Source organism: Bradyrhizobium sp. HKCCYLRH1034, assembly GCF_051168375.1.
Lineage (GTDB): Bacteria > Pseudomonadota > Alphaproteobacteria > Rhizobiales > Xanthobacteraceae > Bradyrhizobium.
Window position 1 is genome coordinate 269,451 of the sequence record NZ_JBNPUW010000006.1, and the last position, 24,059, is coordinate 293,509.

The window sequence follows — 24,059 nt, forward strand, 5'->3', positions numbered from 1 at the left end:
CTGTTAGCGTTAACAGTTTATTGCTGGCGCGTTCAATTCGCTCGTTCGAGTCCACGTGACATGCGTCAATCGCCTTCCATTCCTCGGCTGCTTACGTCCGTTGTCCTCACCGCGCTCGTCGCTGCGGGCCTCGGCGGCTGCCAGACCATGTCCGACGTCACGGGCTCGCTGCGCGGTCGGGCCGAGCCGCCGCCGCCCGCGACCCCGCAGCGCGCGGTCGAGGTGTATGGCGAGCGCTACCGCGCCAACCCCAAGGATGCGGCCATCGCGGTCGCCTATGGCCAGGCGCTGCGCAACAACGGCCAGCGCGAGCAGGCGGTTGCGGTGCTGGAGCAGGCGACGCTCGCCAACGCCGGCAACAAGACCGTGCTCGCGGCCTATGGCCGAGCGCTGGCCGACAACGGCAATTTCAAGCTCGCATTCGACGTGCTGTCGCGCGCGCACTCGCCGGACAATCCCGATTGGAAGCTGCTGTCGGTGCAGGGCACGGTGCTTGACCAGATGGGCCGCCACGAGGAGGCGCGGCGCTATTACGATAGCGCGCTGAAGATCGTGCCCGGCGAGCCCTCGGTGCTGTCCAATCTCGGCCTGTCCTACATGCTGACGCGGGAGCTGCCGAAGGCCGAGGAGGTGCTGCGGCAGGCCTACGGCTCGCAGGGGGCGGACGCGCGGGTGCGCCAGAACCTCGCGCTCGTCGTTGGCCTGCAGGGGCGCTTCGCGGAGGCCGAGCAGATCGCACGGGCCGATCTGCCGCCGGACGAGGCCGCCGCCAACGTCGCCTATCTCAAGCAGATGATTCAGGGGCAGAGCCAGGGCAAGGGCAAGGCGCGCAATCCGCCGATGGCCGCGCTCAACCAGCCGGACTGACGACGTGCCTCGCTGATGACCTGCCTATCGTGTCGCGCCTGTCAGCAGGCGGCGGCAGGTGTCGACGAACACGTCGGCGCCGGTGACGATGTCGGCATCGGAGGTGTTCTCGGTCCAGTGATGGCTGATGCCGCCGATCGACGGCACGAACAGCATGCCGGCCGGCATGATGGTGGCCAGCACCTGCGCGTCGTGTCCGGCGCCGCTCGGCATCCGCAGCGACTTGCCGGCCGCGAGATCGCGGCTGGCGGCCTCGACCGCATCCTGGAACGTGCCGTCCATCATGGCCGGCGCGCCGGTCCGGATGCGCTCGACGGCGACATGGCAGGGACCTGCGTCTGACGCCTGCGCAGCCATTTCACGCAGCAGCTCTTCGAGCCGGTCGACCACGGCGGCATTGTCGTCGCGGATCTGGAACAGCATTTCGGCCTGGCCGGGGATGATGCTCGGTGCGCCCGGATCGAGCGTGATGCGTCCCGTGGTCCACACCGTGCGCGGGCCGCAGGCGGCCGGAAAGCGCGCATCGATCGCCACACAGAACTTGGCGAGCGCGAGCCCGGCATCCTTGCGCACCGCCATCCGCGTCGTGCCGGCATGGTTCTGCTCGCCGGTGAAGGTGATGCGGTATTGCCAGATGCCGACGATCGAGGTGACGACACCGATCTTGAGCCCGCTCGCCTCGAGCGTGTCGCCCTGCTCGATATGAGCTTCGAGATAGCCGATATGCCGGCCGCGCTCGGCCTGCAGGCGCGGCCGTCCGGCGAGGCCCACCTCGGCAAGCGCCTCCCGCATCGTACGCGGGCTGCTGCGGTCGCGGGCAGCATCGATTTCGGCCTCGCTGACGTCGCCGACATAGGACCGGCTGCCGAGCATGCTGCCGAAATGGCCCTCCTCGTCGCACCAGGAGGCGACCTCCACCGCACCGACAATGGACGGATCGGGATTGAGCACGCGCGCCGCCTCCAGCGCGTAGACGACACCGAGCGGGCCATCGAGCCAGCCGGCCTGGTTCTGGCTCTCCAGATGCGATCCGGCCAGCAGCTTGGGGCCTGGCTTGGCGCTGGTGCCTAGCACGTTGCCGATGCCGTCGATATCAGGCGTCAGCTGCGCGTCGGGCAGGCGCTCGGCGAGCCAAGCGAGCGATTGACGATGGGCGTCGGAGAAGGTCGGCCGGTGCACGCCGGTCTTGTAGGTGCCGAAGGCGCGCAGTGCGTTCAGATCGGCGAGGACGCGGGCGCCATCGGCGCGGCGGAGCTTGTCGGACATCAGGCGGAGACCTCGATCATGCTCCGCCTAGCTTCCAGCGTAGAGCCACGACCGCAAGCGAAATTTCTCGCGAGCGGTCTACCTCTACTGCATGGCCGCGACCTTGATGCCGGTCGGTCCCAGAATGACCACGAACAGCACCGGCAGGAAGAACAGGATCATCGGCACCGTCAGCTTCGGCGGCAGCGCGGCCGCCTTCTTCTCGGCCTCGTTCATGCGCATGTCGCGATTTTCCTGCGCCATCACGCGCAGCGATTGCCCGAGCGGGGTGCCGTAGCGCTCCGATTGCTGGAGCGCGAGGCAGACCGACTTCACGCCTTCGAGGCCGGTGCGCCGGGCGAGGTTCTCGTAGGCCACCTTGCGGTCCTGCAGGTAGGAGAGCTCCGCGGTGGTCAGCGTGAACTCCTCCGACAGCGCGATCGACTGGCTCGAGATCTCGATCGCCACGCGGCGGAAGGCGGCCTCGATCGACATGCCGGATTCGATGCAGATCAGCAGCAGGTCGAGCGCGTCGGGAAACGCGCGCTTGATCGACAGCTGCCGCTTGGAAATCGCGTTGCTGAGGAACAGCATCGGAGCCTGCAGGCCGAGATAGGCCATGCCGACGCAGATGCCGATCTTGACCGGCATCGATTTCTGCAGATGCGCGATCACGAAGACGTACAGCACGGAACCGACGAACAGAACCAGCGGCGTCACTAGGCGCGCGAACAGGAAGGTGATGTAGGGCGCCTGGCCGCGGTAGCCCGCCATGATGAGCTTCTCGCGGGCCGCCTCCTGAGCGAGCCATTTGGTGAGGTTGAAATCCTCCACCACACGAGAGATGAGCTGCTTCGGCGTCTGCCGCAGCGAGACCTTCTCGCCGGCGTTCAACCGCTCGCGCTCGCGCTGCTTGATCCGCTCGCGTTCGCTGGCGACCGCCTTCATGCGCTTGTTCAGGTTCTCGCCTGCGAACAGCGGCATGATCAGCGTATAGACGGTGGCCGTCGCCGCGATGGCGGCGAAGAACATCGTCATGAAGTGCGGGTCGTGCAGCTTGGAGACCAGAATGTCGACCATGGTCCACCTCAGAAATCGAAATTGATCATCTTCTTCATGACCAGGATGCCCATCGACATCCAGATCACGCAGCCGACCAGCATCAACTGGCCGGTCGGATGGGTCCAGAGCAACGAGATGTAGTCGGGCGTGCTCAGATAGACCAGCAGCATCACGATCGGTGGCAGCGATCCGATGATGCCCGCGGACGCCTTGGCCTCCATCGACATCGCCTGGATCTTCTCGCTCATCTTCTTGCGGTCGCGCAGCACCTTCGAGAGGTTGCCGAGCGCCTCGGAGAGATTGCCGCCCGACTTCTGCTGGATCGCGATGACGATGCCGAAGAAGTTGGCTTCGGGAAGCGGCATCCGTTCATAGAGCCGCGCACAAGCCTCGCCGAGCGGCATGCCGATCGCCTGGGTCTCGATGATCCCGAGGAACTCGCTGCGCAAAGGCTCCGGCGCGTCGGCGGCGACGACCTTGATGGATTCGAACAGCGGCAGGCCTGCCTTGATGCCGCGCACGATCACGTCGACGGCGTCCGGCAATGCCGCCAGGAATTTCTTCTCGCGCCGCTTCTTGAGGTAGCCGAGGATCCAACGCGGCAGACCGAGACCGGCGGCGAAGCCGAGCCCGAGCGCGCCGAGCGGGCCGCCACCGGCGAAGAAGGCAACGGCGCAGACGACGAAGCCGAGGACACCGGAAACGATCCAGAATTTCTGCACGGTCCAGTCGAGTCCGGCCTGCGAAATCCGCATGTTCAGCGGGACTTTACTCTGCTTCTGGGCCTTCGCCTCGAGATCCTTCAGCGACGACTCGACCTGCTCGCGGCGCGAGCGTTGGCTGCGTTCGGCCTGTCGGACCACCGGCTCGGACTTGGCGACGGTGCTGCGCCGCTGCTCGGCCTTCCGCTCACCCGACAGCAGGGGATAAAGGAACACCCAGGCGATGCCGCCGATCGCGGTGGCGGCGAGGAAGGCAAGGGCGAGAGCCTGAAGCTTCATGGGGTCTCTCCTCAGTCCTTGCTCGCAACTTCGGCGGCATCGAGTGCAGCCGCAAGCCGCTTCTCTTCGCCGTAGTAGCGCGCACGTTCCCAGAACCGCGGCCGGCCGATTCCGGTCGAGCGGTGGCGCCCGATGATCTTGCCGTTCGCGTCCTCGCCGATCATGTCGTAGAGGAAGATGTCCTGGGTGATGATGGTGTCGCCTTCCATGCCCATCACCTCGGTGATGTGCGTGATGCGGCGGGAGCCGTCGCGCAGTCGCGCCGCCTGGACGATGACGTCGATCGAGGCGCAGATCATCTCACGGATGGTCCGCGACGGCAGCGAGAAGCCGCCCATCGTGATCATGGATTCGCAGCGGGACAACGCTTCGCGCGGGTTGTTGGCGTGCAGCGTGCCCATCGATCCGTCGTGACCGGTGTTCATGGCCTGCAGCAGGTCGAAGGCCTCGGGTCCGCGGACCTCGCCGACGATGATGCGCTCGGGCCGCATACGCAGGCAGTTTCTCACCAGCTCGCGCATCGTCACCTGGCCTTCGCCCTCGATGTTGGGCGGCCGGGTTTCGAGGCGCACCACATGTGGCTGCTGCAGCTGGAGCTCGGCGGCGTCCTCGCAGGTGATGACGCGCTCGTCGTGATCGATATAATTGGTCAGACAGTTCAGCAGCGTGGTCTTGCCCGAACCGGTACCGCCGGAGATCAGCACGTTGCAGCGGACGCGGCCGATGATCTGCAGGATCTCCGCGCCCTCCGGCGAGATCGCGCCGAACTTGACGAGCTGATCGAGCGTCAGCTTGTCCTTCTTGAACTTACGAATGGTGAGCGCGGGGCCGTCGATCGCCAGCGGCGGAACGATGGCGTTGACGCGCGAGCCATCGGCGAGACGCGCGTCGCAGATCGGTGACGATTCGTCGACGCGGCGGCCGACCTGGCTGACGATGCGCTGGCAGATGTTCAGGAGCTGCTGGTTGTCGCGGAACCGGATGCCCGTGCGCTGGATCTTGCCGTTGACTTCGATAAAGACCGTACCGGCGCCGTTGACCATGATGTCAGCGATGTCGTCACGCGACAGCAGCGGCTCCAGCGGGCCATAGCCGAGCACGTCGTTGCAGATATCGTCGAGCAGCTCTTCCTGCTCGGCGATCGACATCACGATATTCTTGATCGCGATGATCTCGTTGACGATGTCGCGGATTTCCTCGCGCGCGGATTCGCCGTCGAGCTTGGCCAGCTGAGCGAGATCGATCGCCTCGATCAGCGCCCCGAAGATCGTCGCCTTGACCTGATAGTAACTGTCCGAACGCCGGGCCTCGACAACCGGTGGTGGCGGCGGCGGAGCCTGCCGGGTCGGAGCTAGAGGTGGCGACGGCACGGCCGGAGACGCCGCGCGTGGTGCAGCCGGCGCCGGCTCGGGCGCCGGCGCGGCCGGCCTGAGGGCCCTGGTATCGTTGTCCAATCCGCTACGCTTACCAAACACGACTTAGAACTCCACGCGTGCTTACTTCGCCCTCAGCTTGTCCAGCAGAGGCGACAGGAAGGAGCCTTTCGGCTTCTTTGTCTCGCTGCGGCCGGTGAGCCGCTGCGCGATCTGGAGAAACATCTCCGTCGTCCGATGGCTGGGAGACATCTCCGCAATCATCTGGCCGTTGTTGGCGGCTGCGCCGAAGATCTGCGGCTCGAACGGGATCGTTGCGATCGGCGGGCTTTCGATCGCCTTGGCGAACTCGCTCGCATTGATCTCGGGCCGCTTGGGAACGCCGACCTGGTTCAAGCAGTAGAGCGGCATGCGATCGTTCGGCCGGGCGGCCTTGAGGAGATCGAACATGTTCTTGGTGTTGCGCAGCGAGGCGAGATCCGGCGCCGCGACGATCAGGATGTCATCCGCGGAGATCAGCGCCCGCTTGGTCCAGCCTGCCCATTGATGCGGAACATCGAGCACGATGCATGGCATCGAGGCTCGCAGCGTGTCGAAGACCGCATCGAATGCCTCGGCGCCGAAATCGTAGACCCGGTCGAGCGTCGCAGGCGCGGCCAGCAGGCTCAGATGATCGGTGCATTTCGACAACAGCCGGTCCATGAAGGCGATGTCGATCCGGTCTGGTGAGAAGACGGCGTCCGCGATGCCCTGCGCGGGATCCTGGTTGTAGTCGAGGCCGGCGGTGCCGAACGCCAAATCGAGATCTGCCACCACGGAGTCCATCGACAGGTCGCGCGCAATCGCCCAGGCGATGTTATGGGCGAGGGTCGAAGCTCCGACGCCGCCCTTGGCGCCGACGACCGCAACGATGCGCCCGACGGCCTTGGCTTCCGGCGCGGAGAACAGGTTGCAGATCGAGCGGACGACGTCGATCGGCGTCACTGGCGACAGCACATAGTCGCTGACGCCGCGCCGAACCAGCTCGCGATACAGCGTGACGTCGTTGACGCGGCCGATCACGACGACGCGCGTGCCCGGGTCGCAAACCGTCGCAAGCTGATCCAGGCCGGCCAGGATGTCGGTGCGTGCATCCGTCTCCAGGATGATGACGTTCGGGGTCGGGGCAGACCGGTAGGCCTCGATCGCCGCCGCCATGCCACCCATCTGAACCTTCAGATGGGCCTTGCCGAGGCGCCGGTCCTCACCGGCGGCCTGAACCGTCGCGGCGGTTTCCACCGTCTCACAGAACGCCTGCACGGACACGCGCGGCGCGGGCGCGATGTGATCGTCGGCCGGCGGCGGCACGACGTCAGGCTGCTCCTCTTGGGTCTGTCGGGCGTAGCTGATCATTTGCCTGTGTCGCTGAGTTTGGCCTTGTCGGCCTCTGGATACGTGATCGCGGTTGATTGTCCCTTGCGATATTTGTCGAACAATGCCGTGCGCCGGGTGGTATAGGACGGCGTTTCGGATCGCGGCTGCACGAGATCCGACGGGTTGGCGACCATTGCCGCCATGTTGCGCTGGTAGGCGCAGCCGTAGTTCCAGTCAGGCTTGTTGTCGAACCAGTTCTTGTTCTTGATCGACGGCCCGAGGTCATCCGGCCAGATCCCGCAGGGCCCCACCGTGGCCGACATTTTTGGATAGCTCAGCCGGATCGCGGCCATCTGGCGCGGGTCCTTCGGCTGATAGTTGCGTACGGTGATGCCGTGCGGCGGGACGCCGGCGGCGGCCAGCAGGGAGTGGATCTCCCGCATCGAGTCGGCGGCCGCCCGTGCGTTGGGGGTGCCGCTCGGTACGTCGGCGCTGATCGCGCCCGTGCCTTGGCGAATCCAGCTCTGGGCCAGTCCCATCACGTCGGCGCGCTGCTCGGCCGTCAGGCCGCCACGACCCTGGCCGATGAAGACCACCAGGGAGTCCGGGGCCTCCTGGATCGCGATCGGGTGGCGCAGCCGGTAGTCGTCGGGGATGCTCGCCGTGGTGGCGGCGTCTCTGGTGTAGTTGCAGGCGCCGAGCAGGGCTGCGGCTGCGGCGAGCGCTGCGGCAAGGGGCAGGCGTCGGTATCGGGCGGGGCTGGATGTGGTGGTCATCGTTGCAGGTCCTTGTCCCGGCTCAGTCCGTGATGAAGCCATAGGTGCCGCGATAGTTACGTCCGGGTTCGACCCGGCCGGGTACGCCGTAGATGCGGTTGATGCTACCCAGGAGATCGGCCTGGGGGTCGGACGCGGCCGCAAAGCCGTCGTCTGGGCGGGAGAGATCCTTCTGTGCCACGGCGCGGACGACGAACGGCGTCACCAGAACCATCAGTTCGGTCTGGTTGTTGACGTAGTCGCGGCTGCGGAACAGCGCGCCGAGGACCGGCAGCTGCATCAGGCCCGGCATGCCGCTGATCGCCTGCTTGGTCTGCTGCTGGATCAGGCCGGCCATCGCCATGGCGCCGCCGGAGGGAATTTCGAGCGTGGTCTCGGCGCGCCGGGTCTTGATCGATGGAACCGTCAACGAGTTGACCGTCGTCGAGCTGACGGCTTGCGACAGCGTGATCGAGTTCTCGTTTGAGAGCTCCGAGACCTCGGTCATCACCCGCATCGAGATCCGGCCCTCGCTGAGCACGACGGGCGTGAAGTTGAGCGAGATGCCGAACTTCTTGAAGCTGATCTGCGTCGTACAGACATGGGTCGTCGGATCGCAGGAGTAACCGGCGGGAACCGGAAACTCGCCGCCGGCGATGAAGGTCGCGGACTCGCCCGAGATGGCGGTCAGATTGGGTTCGGCGAGCGTACGGATCACGCCCGCGTTCTCCATCGCGCGCAGTGTCGCCTGCACCGTCGGGGTCGCCCCGCCCAACGCTGCGGTCACGGCGTTGTTGGAGACGAGATTGCTACCGTAGGCGGTGAATGGATTGGAGTTCGCGAATTTGACGACAGCAGTTCCGTAGTTGAGCTGGCCGGAGAGATCGATGCCGAGCTGCTTGACGACCGAGCGCTGCACCTCGGCGACCGTCACCTTCAGCATCACCTGGTCCCGGCCGCGCACGGTGATCGAGTTGACGACCTTGTCGGCGCCGCCGGCGAGCCGGGCGGCCAGTTCGCCGGCCTGCTGGGCTTCGATCTGGCTCGACGCCGAGCCGGTCAGCACGATGCTGTCGGCGAGGCCCTCGATCTGGATATCGGCATTCGGCAGCAACTGCTTCAGCGCCGCCCGCGCGCCGTTCAGGTCGCGCTTGACCGCGATGTCGTAGGCCGCGATCTGCTGGCCCTGCGCGTCGAAGAAGACGATATTCGTCTGACCGATCGCCGCACCAATGATGTAGGCGCGCTGAGAGGAGCGCACGACGGCATTCGCGATCTTCGGATCGGCGACAAGAACGTCCTTGATGTCGCGCGGCAGATCGATGACGACGGACTTGCCGATGCCGAGCGCAAGGAAACGCGCATTAATCTGGCCGTCCGCGGCGGCGGCTGCAGTCGCCGGGCGATAGTCTGCCGCGATCACCGGCGCGATCGCCGGATTGAGGGTCAGCGCAGCGGCGGCCGAAAACGACAGCGCGCGGACCAGCAGGGTCCGCATCTTCCGCTGATTTTCGCTGCAGGTCATCTGGGTGGTCCTCTTGCTCACTTCTGCGTCGTCATCGTGCTGGGAATGCCGAAGCGGACGACGGCAACGCTGTCGCTGCGCTTGCGGCTGGTCTCGTCCGTGCGGCGCTCGGCCACGTTGACGTCGGCGATGCTGCGGAGCGCCAGGGACAGCGTTCCGGTTTGACGGGCACGCGCGAGCGTCTCGGCCTGCTCCGGCTTCAGCTCCAGCGTGACGGTCTTGCCGACCACCGTGGTCTGGCCGTCCTTTTCCTTGGGGGCCTGATCGATCGCCAGCACACGGATGTTCGACAGGATGATATCGGAGCTGACGACGTCGCCCGCGTTGGGCTGATCCGGATTGCGTTCGCGCTTGGACAGGATCACGTCGACGCGGTCGTTCGGCAGGATGAAGCCGCCGGCGCCGGTCTCCGGAGAAATCTCGGTGGAAACGGCGCGCATGCCGGCCGGCAGGATCGCGGCCATGAAGCCCGAGCCGTCGGCCTTGACGAGCTTTTGTTCGCGGATGGGCTCGCCGGCAATGAACGGCGCCCGCGCGATCGTGCCGGTTATCTGCGTCTGTCCTTCAGGCCGCTCGTTGCGGCGGATGAAGCTGGCACTGGCCGTGGCCGCCGGCCAGCTCTGCCACTGCAGATCTTCGGGCTTGAGGGATTGGCCGAGGGCAATGTCGCCCTTGGCGACGAGAACGTCGACGGTCGGCATCTGCGGCGCGGGCGCGGCGACTTGAGCCGGCCGGTCGTCGGACCCGCTCGCGAGATATGCGGCCACGCCGCCAGCGCCTACAGCGATGGTCAGAACCACAATGCGTGCGGTATTCATACGCTTCACTTTCCACATGACGCCGCGACGTTTCCGCCGCCGTGATGGGAGTTGAGCAGTTATTCGTCAAAGCATGGTTAATGAGGCGTATCTAAATCGCCTTAACACCGCGTTGACACGGTGTGTTCAGAGCAATGCAAGGCGCGCAGCGTCGATCGCCTTCACCCAATCGGTCTCCGGATAGACCATCAGAGCGCCCAGGGCGAGCGCAATGCCATAGGGCACGCCGCTCTCCTTGGCGTGCAGGCGTGCAAGCCAGGGTTGCCCTGCCAGCATGTAGGGCAACGGCCATTGCCGGAACTGCATGAGGGCGAGGGTGAGCACGCCGCCGAAGATCGAGGCGTACAACAGGTAGTTCATCAGGTGGGCGAAGCCGAACCACAGGGCGGCGGCGGATGCGACCTTGGCGTCACCGCCGCCGATCCAGCCGAATGCAAAGCAGGTGAAAGCAATCACCAGCAGGGTCGCGCCCGCGCCCAGATGCATCAGCATGTCAGCCATGCTCATCCCGCTCAGCGGCGCCAGAACCAGGAAGCCGGCGACGAGCGCCAGGGAGACCCGGTTCGAAATGGTCATCGTGAACAGGTCGCTCGCCGCGGCAAAGGCCATCAGGGCCGGAAACAGCAGAAGGCGCGCGAGATCGAGGGTCATGGGCTCTCAATGGCATCGACGCGGGGCATGGGTGCGCCGCTGCGCCAGAGCCTAACTGCAAGAAATAAACGATCGGGAAACAGCCGGAATGGCCGGCTGGTTGTCGTTCTCACCAGACGCTGACGATGCGGGCCGCCAGAGCGAGGATGGACAGGCCGAGGCCGCCGCAGATCCAACGCAAGGCGACGTCGGCCCCGCTGGACGGAGGCCGGGACGCGGCTGCGGACAAAACGTGGTTACGCATCACTGAACGCCGCGAAGCTGAATGTGGAAATGATAAAGGCCCCGGATGTCCGGGGCCTTTTTGCTCGGCCGTGACGACCGCTTACTTCAGCGAGGTGTTGATCGCGCCGAACTTGGAGCTCAGGCTGGAGCCGAGACCGTTCACCGCGGCAATGATCGCGAGCGAGATGCCGGCGGCGATCAGACCGTATTCGATCGCGGTCGCGCCGGATTCATCCTTCACGAAGCGAGCAAGAAGATTCTTCATAGGTAACTCCATGTACACGTGGCTGGTCGAACAAACTCTGGTCGTTGCGGCGTTCTCAGCACCGTGACCATGCGGCCACCGTAGGGGGCAGGAATTTCGGCGTAGTTAATTCGGTCGCCGAAACACGGCGACAAATGGCTGTTATTGTGCAGAGTAAACATTGGATGAAGCGCGGCACGACCATTCGAAATAACGCATGGCCACGCCGCAGTCGGTCTCGCTGAAAAGACGAGCGCAGGGTTTGGGCCGTCATGCCCGGCCCCATCCATCGCCGGGCCTGCTCCGCATTCCACACTATATGCATGGGGCCGTGTCGACCTGGCTGGTGGAGCATGTGGCTCGATGTCGATCGCGCTGGGCCGATCGGCAGGGCGGTTCTGCGGGCGCGCAGGTTCACGGCTCCTTAAGCGCCTGGGAGTACCCCTCGGAACAGTTCATGAGATGAGGAATGTGATGTCCGGTCTGCCATGGGAAGTCGCGCTGATGCTCGGCCAGACCATCGAGAAGGTGTTGCCGATCACCTTGATGCTGGCAGTGGTGTTCTCGGTGCTCAGTCACTTCTGGGCCTGCAATCCCGGAAAGCCGTGGTGGCAGAAGCGCGAGCTCGTCACCGACGTGGTCTACTGGTTCTTCGTACCGGTGTTCGCGCGGGTGCTCCGCATCGGCTTTCTCGTGCTCGGCGCCAGCGTTGTCTTCAAGATCCGCGACGCCGACGAGTTGATCGCCTTCTATGAAAACGGGCACGGCCCGCTGGCGCAGCTTCCCGAATGGCTGCAGGGGGTGCTCTTCCTCGTGCTCTCCGACTTCATGCTGTACTGGACGCATCGTCTGTTCCATGGCGGCGAGTTCTGGAAATACCACGCGGTTCACCATTCGTCGGAGGATCTCGAGTGGATTTCGGCGGCCCGCTTCCATCCGATCAACCTGATCCTCGGCACGATCGCGGTCGACGTCATCCTCTTGATGGCCGGCATCTCGCCCAATGTCATGATCTGGGTCGGACCGTTCACGACGTTCCATTCGGCCTTCGTCCACGCCAATCTCAACTGGACGCTGGGCCCGCTGAAATATGTCCTCGCCACACCCGTCTTCCATCGCTGGCACCACACGTCGATGGAGCAGGGCGGCAACACCAATTTCGCCGGCACGTTCCCGATCTGGGACATCCTGTTCGGCACGTTCCGGATGCCGGAGGGGCAGTTGCCCATGGCCTATGGCAAGGACGAGGCGACGATGCCCGGTGAGTTCGGCGGTCAGCTCGCCTTTCCGTTCCGAAGATGACGTGTTCTGCAACCGCCCGAGGCTTTATCGCGACGTTTGCAGATCATTCACCAATTGAGCGCAGATTTGCCGCGTCGGGCGCCGTCACCGCTGCGTATCGCTTGAGACGGCTCGTCAATGTCCCGGGGTTGAGTATGTCGTTCTGTGTGTCGCGTCGTCCTAGTGTTTCCCTCGCATTGCGGGCGGCTGTCGCCGCGGTGTTGCTGTGGCCGGCTGCCGCCTTGGCGGAGCCTGATCCCGCCATCGCCGTGAATGTCGACCAGGCCAAGCTGGTCAAGTTGCCCGACCGGGTCGCGACGCTCGTCGTCGGCAATCCGATGATCGCCGATGTGACCTTGCAGAGCGGCGGCATCATCGTCGTCACCGGCAAGAGCTACGGTGCCACCAACTTCATTGCGATGGATCGCGGCGGGCAGGTGCTGATCGATCGCCAGATCCAGGTCGCCGGACCCACCGACCAGCTCGTGACGGTGTATCGGGGCGTCGATCGCGAGACCTATAGCTGCATGCCGATCTGCCAGCGCCGGGTGACCTTGGGCGACGGCGACAACTACTTCAAATCGGTGCTCGACCAGGCTGGAACGATGTCCAGCACGGCGAGCGGCAACGCGGCAGCGGCCTCGAAGACCAACTGAGCGCTGGCCTGGCCATGCTTGGCCGGGTCGATGGCAGCGCCTGACCGGATCTCCACGCGCCTCCGCACCGACGATGCGGTGAGCCTCGCCGCCGGTGCTGCGGCTGGATCGCCCGATTCGTTTGGTTTCGATGATCGGGGCGGGCAGGTGGCGCGCTGCCTCGAAGGGCTGGCTGCGAGCGACCCCCCCAAGCATGGTTAGCGGGACGTTGATGCGGCGGGCCATACTGTCCGTATTGTAGGAAACTCTTTCCCAAGGAGTTTCCGCTATTCGTTTCACCCAGGTTGATGTGCCTTCCCAGTCCGGATGACCCCATGCAAGCCCCCGTCTCCTTGACCGCTTCGATGCGCCGGCTGTTGCGCCGCTTCCGGCGCAACCGGCGGGCATCGGCCGCGCTCGAATTCGCGCTGGTCGCGCCGGTCTTCTTTGCGCTGCTGTTCGCGATCATCGAAACGGCGCTGATGTTCTTTGCCGGCCAGGTGCTCGAGACGATCACGCAGGACTCGGCGCGCATGATCCTGACCGGACAGGCGCAACAGGGCGCCTATACGCAGTCGCAGTTCGCGAGCTACGTCTGCACCCAGGTTCCCGCGCTGTTCGATTGCAACAAGATCTATATCGACGTGAAGAGCTACTCCTCGTTCGGGAGCGTCTCCATCAGCAACCAGATCGACAACAGTGGCAACTTCGTCAACAACATGACCTACAGCCCGGGCGCGGCCGGAGACATCGTCGTCGTCAGGCTGTTCTATCAATGGCCGATCTTCGTAACGGGGCTCGGCTACAACATCGCCAATCTGAGCGGCAGTAAGCGCCTGCTGGTGGGTACGGCCGCATTCAAGAACGAGCCGTATTCATAACGCTGACCTCGCGAGCTTCTTCTGAGTGACACCAGGAATTCATCATGCCGTTGGGAAGAATGCCGGGTATGTCTTCGAGCCTGCGCCTGTGGCGTCGCATCGACGCCTTCGCTGCCGATTGTCGCGGTGTCGCGGCCACCGAGTTCGCATTCATCGTGCCGCTGATGCTGGTGATGTTCTTCGGCACGGTCGAATTCTGCTCGGCCATCGCCGTCGACCGCAAGGTCACCCTGATGGCGCGCACCCTGTCGGATCTGACCTCGCAATCGACCTCGGTTGGCGACAGCGACATGTCGAACTTCTTCGCCGCCTCGACCGGCATCATGTACCCGTATTCCACGACGCCGGTGAATGCGACGATCACCGAGCTCTATGTCGATCCCACCACCAAGCAGGCGACGGTGAAGTGGAGCAAGGGATCGACGCCGCGAACCGTCGGCATGACGGTCGGCGTGCCGGCTGAATTGCTGGTGTCCGGCACCTATCTGATCTTCAGCGAGGTGAACTACCAGTACGTTCCGACGATCGGCTACGTCATGGGCAAGACGGGCGTCAATCTCAGCGACGTCGCCTATACCCGCCCGCGGCAGTCGACCTGTGTGATGTATAGCCCGGCGACTTCCTGCTGAGGTGAGGGCTGCCGCAACGGAGCCCGCCCGGCCCCGGGGCCGCAGTCGCATACGCGCCTGCGAACCGGAGCGATCGACACTACGGTCATTTGGACGAGCAGAACTCGGCGGCAAACAATCAAGGCAATAAAAAAGGCCGCGCAAGGCGGCCTTTCGTTGTCCAGATGGGCAATCGCATGCGCGATCGCCCGGCGTCGCTCAATTGGCGGCGCGGAGATTGTCGGCCGACGACTTGCCCGAACGGCGGTCCGCCACGATCTCGTAGGAGATCTTCTGGCCTTCCCGCAGCGTGCCGAGACCAGCGCGCTCGACGGCGCTGATGTGCACGAACACGTCGTTGCCGCCGTCGTCCGGCTGAATGAAGCCATAGCCCTTGGTTGCGTTAAACCACTTCACGGTTCCCATGCTCACGGGGTAGTTCCCTTCTCAGATACCAAATGCGTAGCCCAGTCTCCTGGGCTGGTTAGATCGAATTTTTGGAAGGGTCGTCAGCGTCTGAACCGGCTGTACCGGTAATAGCTAATCTCGTCCGGCCGAAAATCGATTGCGGGATATATTATTGGAAATGCCCGCGCAAAACAATCCTGAGCTGCGCGAGAGTGCATGATTTTTTGACGCGCCGGCTCGACGCCGACGCGCTGAATTGTCGCTGATTGCGCAAGGCTTGATCAATCCGCCGGGCCGGGCGGAACATTGCTCCGCCCAATGCCCCTAGCGCCGACGGAACTGGCCGCCGCGCTGCGCTGCGCCACGCGGAGGACCGCCGGGCGAGCTGGGACGCTCGTCCTTGTGGCGGAAGATCAGCCGGCCCTTTTCGAGGTCGTAGGGCGACATCTCGACCGTCACGCGGTCTCCCGCGAGCGTCTTGATGCGATTCTTTTTCATCTTGCCCGCGGTGTAGGCGACGATCTCGTGCCCCGCGTCGAGTTGTACCCGATAGCGTGCGTCGGGAAGGATTTCGGTGACCAGCCCTTCGAACTGGATCAGCTCTTCCTTAGCCATGTCTTTCTCCAGATCGATAGACGTCTAGTTTGGCCGTTGGTTGCGGTTTTGAGCGTGGTTTTTGGGTCTGCCCTCGCGATGCAGGAAAGCAACGCCTTGAATCGACCCGGCCTTGCCGCCGCCTTGCGACGGCCGCTGGGGCTCCTGACGATTGCCTGGCAGAGACGCCATCTTAGCATTGGAACGACGGTGACGGCGAGGGCCTTTTGCGGCGGTGCCACCGTCGTTGGTCCGCGCATTCTGCATGCCAGGACGGCCACCGCGCTGAGGCGGCTTGGCCGGTGCAGCGGCCTCGCGGAGGCCGGGCGTGCGGCGATCGTCGCGCGGCAGCGAGATCTTGATCAGCCGTTCGATGTCGCGAAGGTAGGACAGCTCGTCCGATCCGGCCACGAGCGAAATCGCAACGCCCTCGGCGCCGGCGCGCGCCGTGCGGCCGATCCGGTGGACGTAGGTCTCGGGCACGTTCGGCAGGTCGAAATTGACGACATGGCTGACGCCGTCGACGTCGATGCCGCGGGCCGCGATGTCGGTTGCGACCAGGGTTCGGATCTCGCCGGTGCGGAACGCCGCCAGGGTGCGCTCGCGGTGGTTCTGCGACTTGTTGCCGTGAATCGCCTGGGCGGGGATGCCGGCTCTTTCGAGGCTCTTCACGACCTTGTCGGCGCCGTGCTTGGTGCGGGTGAACACCAGCGCGCGGTTGACCGGCTCCTGCTTGAGCAACTGAGCCAGAAGGTTCGGCTTGGCCGAGTGGTCAACGTGGATGACGCGCTGGGCAATGCGCTCGACCGTCGAGGAGACGGGGGTCACCGCGACTCGCGCGGGGTCGCGCAGCATGGCGTCCGCGAGCTCGGCGATGTCCTTAGGCATGGTGGCCGAGAAGAACAGCGTCTGCCGCTTGATCGGCAGCTTGGCCACGATCTTCCGGATGTCGTTGATGAAGCCCATGTCGAGCATGCGGTCGGCTTCATCGAGCACCAGGAACTCGACATGGGTCAGCTTCAAAGCGTTGCTCTGAACCAGATCGAGCAACCGGCCAGGGGTGGCAACCAGCACTTCGAGGCCGGGCATGATAGCGCGGACCTGGCGCCCCATCGGCACGCCGCCGATCGCGAGCGCCGAGCTCAGCCGGATGTGCCGGCCATAGGTGTTGAAGCTGTCGAGGATCTGACCCGACAATTCGCGGGTCGGGCTCAGCACCAGCACGCGTGCCGTCTTCGGCTGCGGCTTGATCCGGTTCAGCAGCAAGCGGTGCAGGATCGGCAGCGCAAACGAGGCCGTTTTGCCGGTTCCCGTCTGGGCGATGCCGATCACGTCGCGGCCTTCGAGCGCGAGCGGGATGGTCTGGGCCTGGATCGGGGTAGGGGTGGTGTAGTTCTCTTCCTTCAGCGCGCGCGTCAGCGCGTCGGCGAGGTTAAAATCCTGGAAGGATGTCAAAAGATGGGGCTTTCCATAAGAGGATAAGGCCCGTGTCGGCAGGCAGCCGGACGCGGGTGGGTGGTTGAGAGACACCCGCGTGTTTGGAGCGCCTAGATTGGATGGGTGAGAATGCGAAGCCAGAAGCTCTGGTCGAGCTAAAGAACACGCGGCTTGCAAAGATCCGGCCGATTCGCCTTGATCTACCAGCTATATGGAACAGATGGACGGCACTTTCAAGGCCGGTGCGCAACGGATTGGCTTTCCGGGTGGTACTCGGCTGCTTTAAATTTAGCCATTCGAAACAAAGTGCATAAATTCTGCGCTGTATGCCATCTGATTAATCATCGAGCTTGCTCAATCCGGAAGCAGAAGGCCGCGGCGCCTCTCTACGAGAACGCCCAGTTCCACTTTTGTGTCAATGCCTTAGCAGATGTGCACGGCATGGCACACTTCTTGCGATTCTGCCTGCGCAGACCGCCGGCCGCCTTGGCTGCGAAGCACGTCTGCGTCAGGGAGATATTACCTCATGCTTACTCGACTCACTCAGGAATTAACGGCGCCGTTCAGCCGCCGTCGCTGGCTGGCTGCTGCTGCCGGCCTGGCGCTCGGCGCAGCCGGCTTTGGCCCGGCCAAGGCCGCCGACGACACCATCAAGATTGGCGTTCTGCATTCTCTGTCCGGCACCATGGCCATCAGCGAGACCACGCTGAAGGATACGATCCTGTTCCTGATCGACGAACAGAACAAGAAGGGCGGCGTGCTCGGCAAGAAGCTCGAGGCCGTCGTGGTCGACCCCGCTTCGAACTGGCCGCTGTTCGCCGAGAAGGCGCGTGAGCTGATCACCAAGGACAAGGTCGCGGTCGTGTTCGGCTGCTGGACCTCGGTGTCGCGCAAGTCGGTGCTGCCGGTGTTCAAGGAGCTGAACAGCATCCTGTTCTACCCGGTCCAGTACGAAGGCGAGGAGAGCGAGCGCAACGTGTTCTACACCGGTGCGGCGCCGAACCAGCAGGCGATCCCGGCGGTCGACTACCTGATGAAGGAAGAGAAGGTGAAGCGCTGGGTGCTGGCCGGCACCGACTACGTCTATCCGCGCACCACCAACAAGATCCTCGAAGCCTACCTGAAGTCCAAGGGCGTGGCTCAGGACGACATCATGATCAACTACACGCCGTTCGGTCATTCCGACTGGCAGACCATCGTCGCCGACATCAAGAAGTTCGGCTCGGCCGGCAAGAAGACCGCCGTGGTCTCGACCATCAACGGCGACGCCAACGTTCCGTTCTACAAGGAGCTCGGCAACCAGGGCATCAAGGCCAAGGATATTCCGGTCGTCGCATTCTCGGTGGGTGAGGAAGAGCTCGCCGGCATCGACACGAAGCCGCTGGTCGGCCATCTCGCCGCCTGGAACTACTTCGAGTCGATCAAGACCCCGGCGAACGAGAAGTTCATCAAGGACTGGCAGGCCTACACCAAGAACCCGAAGCGCGTGACCAACGACCCGATGGAAGCGCATGTGATCGGCTTCAACATGTGGGTGAAGGCGGTCGAGAAGGTGAAGTCGACCGATGCGGACAAGGTCATCGACGCCCTCCCTGGCACCGAGGCCCCGAACCTGACCGGCGGCGTGTCGAAGATGCTGCCGAACCACCACATCACCAAGCCGGTGTTCATCGGCGAGATCAAGGGCGATGGCCAGTTCAGCGTCGTCTACAAGACCAAGGACCTCGTCCCGGGCGACGCCTGGTCGAAGGAGCTCGAGGGCTCGAAGGACCTGATCGGCGACTGGGTCGGCAAGAAGTGCGGCAATTTCAACGTCAAGACCAACAAGTGCCTGGGCTCGGGCTCCTGATCTCGACCTGACGCGACCACGACGACAGGAGAAGGCGGTGATGTTGCCGCCTTCTCCTGACCTCCTGAACTCCTGCCGGGGTTGTCCAGTGCCTGCTTTTTTTCTGGCGATCATTCGCCGTCTGCTTGTTTTGCTCGCCCTGATCGCCGTTTCCGTTCCCGCCTTCGCAGCCAGTTTCGAAGAGTCCGTCGCGAAGTTCGCGAACGATGATTTCTCGGACACGGACGAGGCCGTCGGCGAGATCGCCGTGTCGGGCAACCCGCTGGCTTTCCCGATCATCAGCGCGCTCCAGGACGAGCGGCTGATGTTCGATGCCGACACCAAGAAGGTCTTCATCAAGCAGGCCGACGGCAAGATCATCGATGCTGCCACCGGCGCCGCCGTCGACAAACTGCCCGACAATGCCGCCGCCGTCAGCCTCAACAACCGGCTGCGCCGCAGCGTCGATGCCGCCCTCGGTGGTTTGACGCTGCTGTCGCCGGATACCAACACGCGCCTGACCGCCGCAAGATCGGTGTTCAAGTCGCATGACGAGGCGACGTTGCCGACGGTGGAGTCGGCGCTCGCCAAGGAAACCAATCGCGCCGTGAAGCAGGCGCTCACCGAGGCGCGTGCCGCCATCCTGCTGTTCAAGTCGGACGCCAGTGAGGTCGACAAGCTCGACGCCGTGGCCACGATCCGGTCACGCGGCGACCAGGAGGCGCTGGCGCTGCTGACGGAAATCAGCGGCGGCGATCAGCCGGCAACCGTGACCAAGGCTGCGGCGAGTGCGATCTCCTCGATCCAGGGTTCGCTGGCCGTCTGGTCCGGCGTCCAGAACGCCTGGTACGGATTGTCGCTCGGGTCCGTGTTGCTGCTCGCCGCGATCGGGCTTGCCATCACCTTCGGCGTCATGGGCGTCATCAACATGGCCCATGGCGAGATGGTGATGCTGGGGGCCTACACCACCTTCGTGGTGCAGGAGGTGATCCGTACCCGCTACCCGGCGCTGTTCGACTACTCGCTGCTGATCGCAGTCCCGCTTGCTTTCCTGGTGGCCGGCGCGATCGGCGTGCTGATCGAGCGTACCATCATCCGCTTCCTCTACGGGCGTCCGCTCGAAACACTGCTGGCCACCTGGGGCCTGTCCCTGATCCTGCAGCAGGCGGTGCGCTCGGCCTTCGGTCCGACCAACCGCGAGGTCGGCAATCCCTCCTGGATGAGCGGTGCGTTCGAGCTCGGCCAGATCACCGTCACCTACAACCGGCTCTGGATCCTCTGCTTCACCATGGCCGTGTTCGCCATCCTGCTGGCGATGCTGCGCTACACCGCGCTCGGCCTGGAGATGCGCGCGGTGACACAGAACCGGCGCATGGCGGCGTCGATGGGCATCGCGACCTCGCGGGTCGATGCGCTCACCTTCGGGCTCGGCTCCGGTATTGCCGGCATCGCCGGGGTGGCGCTGTCGCAGATCGACAATGTCAGCCCGAATCTCGGCCAGAGCTACATCATCGACTCCTTCATGGTCGTGGTGTTCGGCGGCGTCGGCAATCTCTGGGGCACCTTGGTCGGCGCCTTCACGCTCGGCATTGCCAACAAGTTCCTGGAGCCGGTCGCCGGCGCCGTGCTCGGCAAGATCGCGATTCTGGTGCTGATCATCCTGTTCATTCAGAAGCGCCCGCGCGGCCTGTTCGCGCTCAAGGGCCGGGCGGTGGAAGCATGATGCCGCACGTCCTCACCCGGTCGCTGGACCGCGCTGCGACCATCTTCGTGCTCGTGGTCGCCGCCTGCGGCGTGCTGATCCCGCTGTCCAACCTGCTGCTGCCGGCCGGCGCGGCGCTGCAGGTGCCGACCTATCTGGTCGCGCTGTGGGGCAAATATGTCTGCTACGCGATCCTGGCGCTCTCCATCGACCTGATCTGGGGTTATTGCGGCATCCTCTCGCTCGGTCACGGCGCGTTCTTCGCGCTCGGCGGCTATGCGATGGGCATGTATCTGATGCGCCAGATCGGCACCCGGGGCGTCTATGGCAATCCGATTCTGCCGGACTTCATGGTGTTCCTGAATTATTCCAAGCTGCCCTGGTACTGGCACGGCTTCGACATGTTCTGGTTCGCAGCTTTGATGGTGCTCGTGGTGCCCGGCCTGCTCGCCTTCTGCTTCGGCTGGCTCGCCTTCCGCTCGCGCGTCACCGGCGTGTATCTGTCGATCATCACCCAGGCGATGACCTACGCGCTGCTGCTTGCCTTCTTCCGCAATGATTTCGGCTTCGGCGGCAACAACGGCCTGACCGACTTCAAGGACATCCTCGGCTTCAACGTCCAGGCGGAAGGCACCCGCGCCGCGCTGTTCGCACTGAGCTGTCTCGCGCTCATTCTGGCGTTCCTGATCTGCCGGGCCGTCGTGTCGTCGAAGCTCGGCAAGGTGCTGATCGCGATCCGCGACGCCGAGTCGCGGACGCGTTTCCTCGGTTATCGCGTCGAGTCCTACAAGCTGTTCGTGTTCACGCTGTCGGCGTGCATGGCCGGCGTCGCAGGCGCGCTCTACGTTCCTCAGGTCGGCATCATCAACCCATCCGAGTTCGCGCCCGGCAATTCGATCGAGGCCGTGATCTGGGTCGCGGTCGGCGGCCGAGGCACGCTGGTAGGTGCTGCGCTCGGCGCCGTCGTCGTGAACTACGCGAAGACGTTCTTCACCTCGGGCGTGCTGGCGCCCTACTGGCTGTTCATGCTCGGCGCATTGTTCGTGCTCGTCACTCTGCTGCTGCCCAAAGGCATCATCGGCACCTTCAATTCCTGGTGGGATCAGCTCGGCAGCAGGAGGCTGAGCGCCGAGAGCGCCGCCCGCGAGGACGGCGTCACCGAACCCAAGATGGCGGAGTGAGCGCATGAACGTGATGGACACCCGCGCGACGTCGTCGCTGCTCTATCTCGACGGCGTGCACGTCTCGTTCGACGGCTTCCACGCCATCAACAATCTCTCGCTGACGCTCGAGCCCGGCGAGATGCGCGCCATCATCGGCCCGAACGGGGCCGGCAAGACCACGATGATGGACATCATCACCGGCAAGACCAAGCCCGACGAGGGCACGGTGCTGTTCGACGGCAAGACGGATCTCACCCGCCTCGACGAGACCCGCATCGCCGAGCTCGGGATCGGCCGCAAGTTTCAGAAGCCGACCGTGTTCGAGAGCCAGTCGGTCGAGGACAACCTGCTGCTCGCGCTCAATGTCGATTACAGCGTCAAGGGCACGCTGTTCTGGCGCGGCTCGAGGAGCGAGTCCGAGCAGATCGACCGGGTGCTCGAGACCGTGCGGCTCAAGGATGCCAGACGCAAGCTCGCCGGCAGCCTGTCGCACGGCCAGAAGCAGTGGCTGGAGATCGGCATGCTCCTGGCACAGGACCCGAAGCTGCTGCTGGTCGACGAACCGGTCGCCGGCATGACCGACGTCGAGACGCATCAGACGGCTGAGCTGCTCAAGGAAATCAACAAGGATCATACCGTCATGGTCGTCGAGCACGACATGACCTTCGTGCGCGAGCTCGGCGTCAAGGTCACCTGCCTCCACGAAGGCACGGTGCTGGCCGAGGGCACCATCGATCAGGTGTCGTCGAACGATCGGGTGATCGAAGTGTATCTGGGGCGCTAGGCGATGTTGGACGTCAAGGACATCAACCTCTATTACGGCGCCGCCCAGGCGCTGCGCGGCGTCTCGATCGCGGCGGAGCCCGGCAAGGTCACCTGCGTGCTCGGCCGCAACGGCGTCGGCAAGACCTCGCTGCTGCGGGCGCTGGTCGGACAATATCCGCTGGCCTCCGGCAGCATCACCTTCGATGGCGCCGACATCACCCATCTCAAGCCCTATGAACGGGCGCGCAAGGGCATCGGCTTCGTGCCGCAGGGGCGCGAGATCTTCCCGCTGCTCACGGTGGAGGAGAACCTCAAGACCGGCTTCGGACCGCTGAAGCGCAGCGATCGCAGCATCCCGGACGACGTGTTCTCGCTGTTTCCGGTGCTGGAATCGATGCTCGGCCGCCGCGGCGGCGATCTTTCCGGCGGCCAGCAGCAGCAGCTTGCGATCGGCCGTGCCATGGTGATGCGGCCAAAGCTCCTGCTTCTCGACGAGCCGACCGAGGGCATCCAGCCCTCGATCATCAAGGACATCGGCCGGGCGATCTCGTATCTGCGCAATCTCGGCAACATCGCGATCGTCCTGGTCGAGCAGTATCTCGACTTTGCCTGCGAACTCGGCGACAACTTCGCCGTCATGGATCGCGGCGCGGTGAAGTTCACCTGCACCCGCGCCGATCTCGATCAGGCCGAGATCAGCCGCCAGATGGCGCTGTGATCATCACGTAACTTCTCGACGCGGTCTCGCCCGCGTCTGGTCCCAGGGGAGGGGATCGATGCGGGCAGATCCCGCCAGCGCCGCTGCCGACATCTTCGAGGCCAACCGCGCCCGAGGCGCGGTGCGCTTCGACGTGCGGCTGCAGGACGGCGTGACGCGGCGCCATCATCTGCATGAATCCGGCTCGCTGCGGGTGCGCTTTCCCTCGCCCGAGGACGATGGCCTGTCGGCGATGTTCGTCAACACGGCCGGCGGCATCGCCGGCGGCGACCGCTTTGCGATCGAGGTCGCGGCCGGCGAAGGTAGCCGCATGACGCTGTCGAGCGCCGCGGCCGAAAAGGTCTATCGCGCCGCTGGCAAGCCCGCAGAGCTCGATATCGCGCTGACCGCCCATGCGGCTGCCCACATCTCCTGGCTGCCGCAGGAGACCATCCTGTTCGACCGCGCTCGCATCCATCGCCGGATCGACATCGACCTTGCCGATACCGCCTCGCTGTTGTTGTGCGAGATCGTCGTGTTCGGCCGCACGGCCATGGGCGAGCGCATGCGCGAGGGCGAATTCGTCGATCGCTGGCGGCTGCGGCGCGGCGGCAAGCTCGTGTTCGCCGAGACGGTCCGCCTCGACGGCGACATCGGCGACAAGCTGGCGCGGCCGGCCATCGCCAAGGGCGGCGCGGCGATCGGGACCGCGCTGATCGTGCCGGGCGACGCCGCGCTGGTCGACCGCATCAGGGACAGCCTGCCGGCCTTCCGGGGAGAGGTCGCGCTGTCGGCCTGGAATGGATTTGCAATGGCCCGCTTCTGTGCCCAAGATGCCGCCAGCCTGCGCGCCGACATGATGGCGGTGCTCGGCTGTGCTTCGACCGGGCCGCTGCCGCGGCTGTGGCTCAACTAGACGTTTACCAACTGATGACTACCAG

General features: G+C 64.5%; 24 protein-coding genes. 11 read left to right on the forward strand and 13 right to left on the reverse strand.

Annotated elements, in window-relative coordinates; translation table 11 throughout:
• Nucleotides 1–60 precede the first annotated feature (60 nt).
• On the forward strand, nucleotides 61–867 hold the full coding sequence (locus ACQR0W_RS16650) for a tetratricopeptide repeat protein (RefSeq protein ID WP_316186660.1): 807 nt from the start codon (nucleotides 61–63) through the stop codon (nucleotides 865–867).
• Between the two features lie 24 nt (nucleotides 868–891).
• On the opposite strand, the gene ACQR0W_RS16655 is transcribed toward ACQR0W_RS16650, so the two are convergent.
• The 10 genes from ACQR0W_RS16655 to ACQR0W_RS16700 all read right to left on the reverse strand — a co-directional run bounded on the left by ACQR0W_RS16655 (nucleotide 892) and on the right by ACQR0W_RS16700 (nucleotide 11,140).
• Complete coding sequence (locus tag ACQR0W_RS16655; protein ID WP_316186661.1) at nucleotides 892–2,133, reverse strand: Zn-dependent hydrolase; 1,242 nt, start codon at nucleotides 2,131–2,133, stop codon at nucleotides 892–894.
• An 84-nt stretch (nucleotides 2,134–2,217) separates the two neighbouring features.
• Complete coding sequence (locus tag ACQR0W_RS16660) at nucleotides 2,218–3,192, reverse strand: type II secretion system F family protein (RefSeq protein WP_315753445.1); 975 nt, start codon at nucleotides 3,190–3,192, stop codon at nucleotides 2,218–2,220.
• Nucleotides 3,193–3,200: 8 nt separating this feature from the next.
• Complete coding sequence (locus tag ACQR0W_RS16665) at nucleotides 3,201–4,175, reverse strand: type II secretion system F family protein (protein WP_315713811.1); 975 nt, start codon at nucleotides 4,173–4,175, stop codon at nucleotides 3,201–3,203.
• A gap of 11 nt (nucleotides 4,176–4,186) precedes the next feature.
• Entirely contained in the window at nucleotides 4,187–5,650 is a 1,464-nt protein-coding gene (locus ACQR0W_RS16670; protein ID WP_315713812.1) for a CpaF family protein, read from the reverse strand.
• A gap of 21 nt (nucleotides 5,651–5,671) precedes the next feature.
• Entirely contained in the window at nucleotides 5,672–6,940 is a 1,269-nt protein-coding gene (locus tag ACQR0W_RS16675; protein WP_315713813.1) for an AAA family ATPase, read from the reverse strand.
• Nucleotides 6,937–7,677 carry a CpaD family pilus assembly protein gene (locus tag ACQR0W_RS16680; protein WP_315797066.1) on the reverse strand — a complete coding sequence of 247 codons (741 nt, stop codon included), beginning with the start codon at nucleotides 7,675–7,677 and terminating at the stop codon, nucleotides 6,937–6,939. Before ACQR0W_RS16680 ends, ACQR0W_RS16675 begins: the two co-directional genes overlap by 4 nt.
• 22 nt (nucleotides 7,678–7,699) lie before the next feature.
• The gene (locus ACQR0W_RS16685; protein WP_315714366.1) at nucleotides 7,700–9,181 is read right to left on the reverse strand and encodes a type II and III secretion system protein family protein; all 1,482 of its coding nucleotides are present in this window, start codon (nucleotides 9,179–9,181) and stop codon (nucleotides 7,700–7,702) included.
• A 17-nt stretch (nucleotides 9,182–9,198) separates the two neighbouring features.
• On the reverse strand, nucleotides 9,199–9,999 hold the full coding sequence (gene cpaB, locus ACQR0W_RS16690) for a Flp pilus assembly protein CpaB (protein WP_315713815.1): 801 nt from the start codon (nucleotides 9,997–9,999) through the stop codon (nucleotides 9,199–9,201).
• Between the two features lie 126 nt (nucleotides 10,000–10,125).
• Complete coding sequence (locus ACQR0W_RS16695) at nucleotides 10,126–10,650, reverse strand: A24 family peptidase (protein WP_315734617.1); 525 nt, start codon at nucleotides 10,648–10,650, stop codon at nucleotides 10,126–10,128.
• Nucleotides 10,651–10,975: 325 nt separating this feature from the next.
• Nucleotides 10,976–11,140: a Flp family type IVb pilin gene (locus tag ACQR0W_RS16700; RefSeq protein WP_231317342.1), complete on the reverse strand. Its 165-nt coding sequence runs from the start codon at nucleotides 11,138–11,140 to the stop codon at nucleotides 10,976–10,978.
• Between the two features lie 453 nt (nucleotides 11,141–11,593).
• On the opposite strand from ACQR0W_RS16700, the gene ACQR0W_RS16705 reads away from it, so the two are divergent.
• The 4 genes from ACQR0W_RS16705 (at nucleotide 11,594) to ACQR0W_RS16720 (ending at nucleotide 14,545) form a co-directional block, all read left to right on the forward strand.
• Nucleotides 11,594–12,421, forward strand: coding sequence for a sterol desaturase family protein (locus ACQR0W_RS16705; protein WP_316169517.1), 828 nt, complete (start codon nucleotides 11,594–11,596; stop codon nucleotides 12,419–12,421).
• A gap of 134 nt (nucleotides 12,422–12,555) precedes the next feature.
• Complete coding sequence (locus ACQR0W_RS16710; RefSeq protein WP_316169516.1) at nucleotides 12,556–13,056, forward strand: pilus assembly protein N-terminal domain-containing protein; 501 nt, start codon at nucleotides 12,556–12,558, stop codon at nucleotides 13,054–13,056.
• Nucleotides 13,057–13,370: 314 nt separating this feature from the next.
• Nucleotides 13,371–13,916 (forward strand): TadE/TadG family type IV pilus assembly protein, encoded by a 546-nt coding sequence (locus ACQR0W_RS16715; protein ID WP_315713819.1) that lies wholly within the window; start codon nucleotides 13,371–13,373, stop codon nucleotides 13,914–13,916.
• Nucleotides 13,917–13,984: 68 nt separating this feature from the next.
• On the forward strand, nucleotides 13,985–14,545 hold the full coding sequence (locus ACQR0W_RS16720; RefSeq protein ID WP_315713820.1) for a TadE/TadG family type IV pilus assembly protein: 561 nt from the start codon (nucleotides 13,985–13,987) through the stop codon (nucleotides 14,543–14,545).
• Between the two features lie 198 nt (nucleotides 14,546–14,743).
• On the opposite strand, the gene ACQR0W_RS16725 is transcribed toward ACQR0W_RS16720, so the two are convergent.
• The 3 genes from ACQR0W_RS16725 to ACQR0W_RS16735 all read right to left on the reverse strand — a co-directional run bounded on the left by ACQR0W_RS16725 (nucleotide 14,744) and on the right by ACQR0W_RS16735 (nucleotide 16,981).
• Nucleotides 14,744–14,956, reverse strand: coding sequence for a cold-shock protein (locus tag ACQR0W_RS16725; protein ID WP_006612155.1), 213 nt, complete (start codon nucleotides 14,954–14,956; stop codon nucleotides 14,744–14,746).
• 300 nt (nucleotides 14,957–15,256) lie between these two features.
• On the reverse strand, nucleotides 15,257–15,547 hold the full coding sequence (gene infA / locus ACQR0W_RS16730) for a translation initiation factor IF-1 (RefSeq protein WP_315804701.1): 291 nt from the start codon (nucleotides 15,545–15,547) through the stop codon (nucleotides 15,257–15,259).
• 24 nt (nucleotides 15,548–15,571) lie between these two features.
• On the reverse strand, nucleotides 15,572–16,981 hold the full coding sequence (locus ACQR0W_RS16735) for a DEAD/DEAH box helicase (protein ID WP_316172753.1): 1,410 nt from the start codon (nucleotides 16,979–16,981) through the stop codon (nucleotides 15,572–15,574).
• A gap of 508 nt (nucleotides 16,982–17,489) precedes the next feature.
• Between ACQR0W_RS16735 and urtA the strand changes: the two genes are divergently transcribed.
• The 6 genes from urtA (at nucleotide 17,490) to ACQR0W_RS16765 (ending at nucleotide 24,034) form a co-directional block, all read left to right on the forward strand.
• Nucleotides 17,490–18,812 carry an urea ABC transporter substrate-binding protein gene (gene urtA / locus ACQR0W_RS16740; protein ID WP_316169515.1) on the forward strand — a complete coding sequence of 441 codons (1,323 nt, stop codon included), beginning with the start codon at nucleotides 17,490–17,492 and terminating at the stop codon, nucleotides 18,810–18,812.
• Nucleotides 18,813–18,900: 88 nt separating this feature from the next.
• Nucleotides 18,901–20,514, forward strand: a complete 1,614-nt coding sequence (gene urtB, locus ACQR0W_RS16745) for an urea ABC transporter permease subunit UrtB (RefSeq protein WP_410051224.1) — start codon at nucleotides 18,901–18,903, stop codon at nucleotides 20,512–20,514.
• Nucleotides 20,511–21,674, forward strand: coding sequence for an urea ABC transporter permease subunit UrtC (gene urtC / locus ACQR0W_RS16750; protein WP_316169514.1), 1,164 nt, complete (start codon nucleotides 20,511–20,513; stop codon nucleotides 21,672–21,674). Before urtB ends, urtC begins: the two co-directional genes overlap by 4 nt.
• A 4-nt stretch (nucleotides 21,675–21,678) precedes the next feature.
• On the forward strand, nucleotides 21,679–22,440 hold the full coding sequence (urtD, locus tag ACQR0W_RS16755) for an urea ABC transporter ATP-binding protein UrtD (RefSeq protein ID WP_316169513.1): 762 nt from the start codon (nucleotides 21,679–21,681) through the stop codon (nucleotides 22,438–22,440).
• Nucleotides 22,441–22,443: 3 nt separating this feature from the next.
• A complete protein-coding gene (urtE, locus tag ACQR0W_RS16760; protein WP_316169512.1) occupies nucleotides 22,444–23,139 on the forward strand; it encodes an urea ABC transporter ATP-binding subunit UrtE in 696 nt (231 codons plus the stop codon).
• Between the two features lie 58 nt (nucleotides 23,140–23,197).
• On the forward strand, nucleotides 23,198–24,034 hold the full coding sequence (locus ACQR0W_RS16765; RefSeq protein ID WP_316169511.1) for an urease accessory protein UreD: 837 nt from the start codon (nucleotides 23,198–23,200) through the stop codon (nucleotides 24,032–24,034).
• Nucleotides 24,035–24,059: the final 25 nt, after the last annotated feature.